Origin of the sequence: Flavobacterium sp. (assembly GCF_028712645.1) — a bacterium.
Lineage (GTDB): Bacteria > Bacteroidota > Bacteroidia > Flavobacteriales > Flavobacteriaceae > Flavobacterium.
On record NZ_JAQTPQ010000258.1, the window covers coordinates 1 to 4,872 of the forward strand.

5 protein-coding genes are annotated in these 4,872 nt (G+C 32.8%); 2 read left to right on the plus strand and 3 right to left on the minus strand.

Translation table 11 applies throughout. The annotated features are described in order from the left end of the window. Positions 1–187: 187 nt before the first annotated feature. Complete coding sequence (locus PHC28_RS15615; RefSeq protein ID WP_300102770.1) at positions 188–1,228, minus strand: PLP-dependent cysteine synthase family protein; 1,041 nt, start codon at positions 1,226–1,228, stop codon at positions 188–190. Positions 1,229–1,300: 72 nt separating this feature from the next. Further along, positions 1,301–3,361, minus strand: a complete 2,061-nt coding sequence (locus PHC28_RS15620) for a S9 family peptidase (protein ID WP_300102773.1) — start codon at positions 3,359–3,361, stop codon at positions 1,301–1,303. 142 nt (positions 3,362–3,503) lie between these two features. Between PHC28_RS15620 and PHC28_RS15625 the strand changes: the two genes are divergently transcribed. Continuing rightward, entirely contained in the window at positions 3,504–3,824 is a 321-nt protein-coding gene (locus tag PHC28_RS15625) for a YbaB/EbfC family nucleoid-associated protein (protein ID WP_300102776.1), read from the plus strand. 51 nt (positions 3,825–3,875) lie between these two features. After that, the gene (locus PHC28_RS15630) at positions 3,876–4,283 is read left to right on the plus strand and encodes a DUF1003 domain-containing protein (RefSeq protein ID WP_300102779.1); all 408 of its coding nucleotides are present in this window, start codon (positions 3,876–3,878) and stop codon (positions 4,281–4,283) included. A 42-nt stretch (positions 4,284–4,325) separates the two neighbouring features. Here the strand turns inward: PHC28_RS15630 and PHC28_RS15635 are convergent. Beyond that, the coding region (locus PHC28_RS15635) for a low specificity L-threonine aldolase (RefSeq protein WP_300102782.1) at positions 4,326–4,872 on the minus strand (547 nt) is incomplete at its 5' end.

A 4,872-nucleotide genomic window follows, 5' to 3' on the forward strand; every position in this document is an offset into this window, starting at 1 on the left:
AACGCTTTTTTTTGAATTTGTCATAAATAAAAAAGTTTATTGAAACGAATTTCAATAAACTTTTGGAAACATCATATTTCATAATGCTTTACAGCATTTTCACCAACTATTTTTGACTATTAAACCAAAAAAACTCCATTCGATTAAACGAATGGAGTTTTTTTATATGTAAAATTAGATATGAAATCTATTTTATAAATTCAATTTTTTGAACTTCTTCTTCGTTGATACTGTCAAAGAAACCTTGTTCATTCATCCAGTCATCACTAAATACTTTACTCATATAACGAGAACCGTGGTCAGGGAAAATGGCAATTACGTTACTGTTTTCATTAAATTCTCCTTCTTCAGAATATTGTTTAATAGCTTGAAGAACTGCTCCAGAAGTATAACCTACAAATAAACCTTCTCTTCTTGCTAATTCTCTAGTTGAATGCGCACTTTCTTCATCAGTAACCTTCATAAACTTATCGATTACATCAAAATCTGTAGCCGAAGGAATCAAGTTTTTACCTAAACCTTCAATTCTGTAAGGATAAATTTCATCGTTATCGAATTCTTTTGTTTCGTGGTATTTTTTCAATACGGAACCAAAAGCATCAACTCCTAAAATTCTAATATTGGGGTTTTGTTCTTTCAAAAATTTTGCAGTTCCAGAAATGGTTCCACCTGTTCCGCTACAAGCAATTAGGTGCGTAATTTTACCGTTAGTTTGTTCCCAAATTTCAGGTCCTGTAGATTTATAGTGTGCATCAATATTCAATTGATTAAAATATTGATTGATGTAAACTGAACCTTTGGTTTCTTCGTGCAAACGCTTGGCAACATTGTAATAAGAACGCTCATCATCAGCAGAAACGTGTGCTGGACAAACATATACTTTTGCTCCTAAACTACGAAGCATATCAATCTTGTCTTTGGATGATTTTGAACTTACCGCCAAAATACAGTTGTAGCCTTTGATAATACTCACCATAGCTAAGCTAAAACCAGTATTCCCGGAAGTAGTCTCTATAATAGTGTCACCTGGAGAAAGGATTCCTTTCTTTTCGGCTTCTTCAATTATGAATAAAGCTATTCTATCTTTAGTGGAATGACCGGGATTAAAAGCTTCTACTTTTGCGTAAAAGTTTCCTTTTAATTCCTCGGTAACTTTATTTAGTTTAATAAGAGGTGTATTACCTATTAATTCTAAAATATTATTATAAGCGTTAATTTCTTCTTTCATAAAAAAATAGTTAATCAAGGACACTTTTTAATTTAACCTAAAATCCTTGCAAATTTAACAAAAAATTTTGAATTACTTTTCAATTTTTTCTAAATCTAATAAAAAACTGAATTCTTTGGCCAATTCTTTGATTGCTTCGAACCTTCCCGAAGCTCCTCCGTGACCAGCATCCATATTTGTATCTAGAAATAAAATTGAATTATCTGTTTTCATATTTCTTAATTTAGCGACCCATTTAGCTGGTTCCCAGTATTGTACCTGCGAATCATGCAAACCTGTTGAAACATATAAGTTGGGGTAATTTTGTTTTTTAACATTATCATAAGGCGAATACGATGCCATATAATTATAATATTTTTTAACATTTGGATTTCCCCATTCGTCATATTCCCCTGTCGTTAATGGAATTGTATCGTCTAACATTGTAGTTATTACATCTACAAAAGGCACCTGAGCGATGATTCCGTTGTATAATTCCGGTGCTAAATTTACAATTGCGCCCATCAATAATCCTCCAGCCGAACCTCCTTCGGCATACAAATGTTCTGGAGAAGTGTATTTTTGATCAATTAAAAACCTTGAACAATCGATAAAATCGGTAAATGTATTTTTCTTTTTCATCAATTTTCCGTTTTCATACCAATGTCTTCCCAAATCTTCTCCACCTCGAATGTGTGCTATTGCAAAAACAAATCCTCTGTCGAGCAAGGATAATCTTGTTGATGAAAAAGTAGCATCCATAGAATGCCCGTAAGAGCCGTAAGCATATTGCAATAATGGATTATTGCTGTCTTTTTTCAATCCTTTTCTGTAAACCATTGAAATTGACACATTGGTTCCATCTTTTGCAGTAGCCCAAATGCGTTCTTCGATATAATTATTTTTATCGAAATTTCCACCAAGAACTTGTTGTTCTTTTTTGATTTCCTTCGTTTTGGTTTTCATATTAAAATCAATCACCGAAGAAGGGGTTGTCATTGATTGATACGCATATCGCAGAATATCGGTGTCAAAATCGACATTGGTTGTTGTGTAAGCAGTGTAAGTTTCGCTTTCGAAAGGCAAATAATATTCTCCTTCTCCACTCCAAGGCATAATCCTAATTTGATGCAAGCCATTGAAACGTTCTTCTACAACCAAAAAATCTTTAAAAATCTCAATATCTTCAATCAAAACATCCTCTCTATGTGGAATAATTTCTGTCCAATTTTCTTTAGAAGTGGTTGTTTCCAAAGTTTTCATCAGCTTGAAATTGGTTGCATTGTCTTTATTAGTCATTATGTAAAAACTGTCTCCATAATGATTAATACTATATTCTAAACCTCGAATACGCTTCTGAAAAATTCTAAATTTCCCATCGGGATTGTCAGCTTCTAAAATACGATATTCAGTCGTTAAGGTACTTTCAGATTCAATTGCTAGGTATTTTCTGGATTTGGATTTGGCAATTTCGACATTGAAAGTTTCGTCTTTTTCAAAATAAACTAAAACATCGTCAGCTTGACTTGTCCATAATTTATGTTTGAAAATTTTGTCAGAACGCAAGGTGGTTTCATCCTGACTTGAATAAAAAATAGTCTTGTTGTCATTTGCCCAAACGGCACTTCCAGTCACTTTCTCGATTTTATCAGAAAGCAATTTGCCAGTTACCAAGTTTTTAACTTGAATAGTGTAAATTCGTCTTCCAACAGTATCTATAGAAAAACTGACCAATTTATTATCGGGACTAATGCTCAAACCTCCCAATTGAAAATAAGAATGTCCTTTGGCTAATTTATTGCAATCGAACAAAATTTCTTCTTTTGCCGAAAGGCTTTCTTTTTTTCTAGAATAAATAGGATAATTTTTTCCTTTCTCAAAACGAGTAATGTAGTAATAGCCATTGTAAAAATACGGAACCGATTCGTCGTCTTCCTTGATTCTGCCTTTCATTTCCTCAAACAATTCTTTTTGAAATTGCTTCGTGTGAGCAGTCATTTTTTTGTAGTAGGCATTCTCTTTTTTCAAATAATCAATGACTTCAGGGTTTTCCCTATCCTTCAACCAAAAATAATTATCAATTCTTACCTCACCAAATTTCTCCAATTCTTTAGGGATTATTTTAGCGACGGGAGGAATTATTTTTTTTAACATAGTTTAAATTTCGATTATCAAATAGATAGCGCAAAAATAACACAATGTTACTTTAGAACGAGTCTATATTTTATTAAAATTTTATTAAATATCAGTTTGCAATATAGTAATTTTGTACAACTTAATTTTTAAAATCACAAAAATGGACTTAATGGGAATGATGGGTAAATTGAAAGAAACCCAACGTAAAATGGAAGAAACTAAACTTAGATTAGATTCTGTTTTAATTGACGAACAAAGCAGCGACGGGACTTTGAAAGTAACTTTCACAGCAAACGGAAAACTAAAATCCATTTCGATTGACGATTCTTTATTAGAAGACAAAGAGCAATTAGAAGATTATTTGATTGTAACTTTAAACAAAGCTATCGAAAAAGCGGCCAAAGTAAACCAAGCAGAATTAGATGCTGTTACTAAAGTTGATATGCCAATGATTCCAGGAATGGATGAATTGTTTAAATAAAATACACCGCAAAACAACTCATTTTAGTAAGAACCTAAAGAAAATGATAGTATGAATTACAAAAACTGGCACGAAAAACACTTTGAAACTCTTGGCTTCGGAAGCCGTTTAGCCGATTCTGTTGCAAAAGGTATGGGCTCTTGGAGATTCATTATTATCCAAACAATTTTGGTTGCACTCTGGATGGGATTAAATTTTGTAGGCTTTATATATCATTGGGATGCCTATCCGTTTATTTTATTAAACCTTGTTTTTTCAACTCAAGCAGCCTATGCTGCTCCAATCATTATGATGTCTCAAAACAGACAAAGCGAAAGAGATAGAATGCAAGCTCAGGCTGATTATCAAACCAATATAGAAGCCAAACAGGAAATCGAAGCCTTGACATTAATACTCAATAAACTTGATGTAGATAAGTTAGATAAGATTATTGCTTTGCTGGAAGAAATGAAAAAATAATATATGGGTTATGAATTATTCAAACGCATAATAATTTATAACTCATAATTTCTCTAAAGTTTCTAAAACATAAGTATGCATTACTTCACGATAATCTAAATGTGTTACAATTCGCAGCTTTCCGTGACCCATCGAGCTAATAGAAATCCCTTTTTGTTTTAATTTTTCTATCAAAATAGCTTCGTTGATATTGGGTTGAACAGAAAAAATCAAAATATTAGTTTCTACGGGTTCTACTTTAGCAACCCAGTTTCGTTTTTCCAAGACAGCTCCTATTTCCTTGGCGCGTCTATGATCATCCGCTAATCTTTCGATGTTGTTTTCTAAAGCATAAATTCCGGCTGCCGCCAAATAACCTACTTGACGCATTCCACCACCTAATATTTTTCGGATACGCAAAGCTCTATGAATAGTTGCTTTATCGGATAATAAAAGTGAACCTATTGGTGCTCCCAAACCTTTTGACAAACAAACAGAAATTGTGTGAAACACTTTTCCGTATTCCTTTGGATTGTCATTGGTAGCAACCAAAGCATTCCAAATTCTTGCTCCATCCAAGTGAAATTTCAAATTATTAGCATCACAAACT

Bases quoted from the DNA above. Each gene is read 5' to 3' on its own strand.
- PHC28_RS15620 (WP_300102773.1), bottom strand. From the start codon at position 3,361: ATGTTAAAAAAAATAATTCCTCCCGTCGCTAAAATAATCCCTAAAGAA.
- PHC28_RS15615 (WP_300102770.1), bottom strand. From the start codon at position 1,228: ATGAAAGAAGAAATTAACGCTTATAATAATATTTTAGAATTAATAGGT.
- PHC28_RS15630 (WP_300102779.1), top strand. From the start codon at position 3,876: ATGAATTACAAAAACTGGCACGAAAAACACTTTGAAACTCTTGGCTTC.
- PHC28_RS15625 (WP_300102776.1), top strand. From the start codon at position 3,504: ATGGACTTAATGGGAATGATGGGTAAATTGAAAGAAACCCAACGTAAA.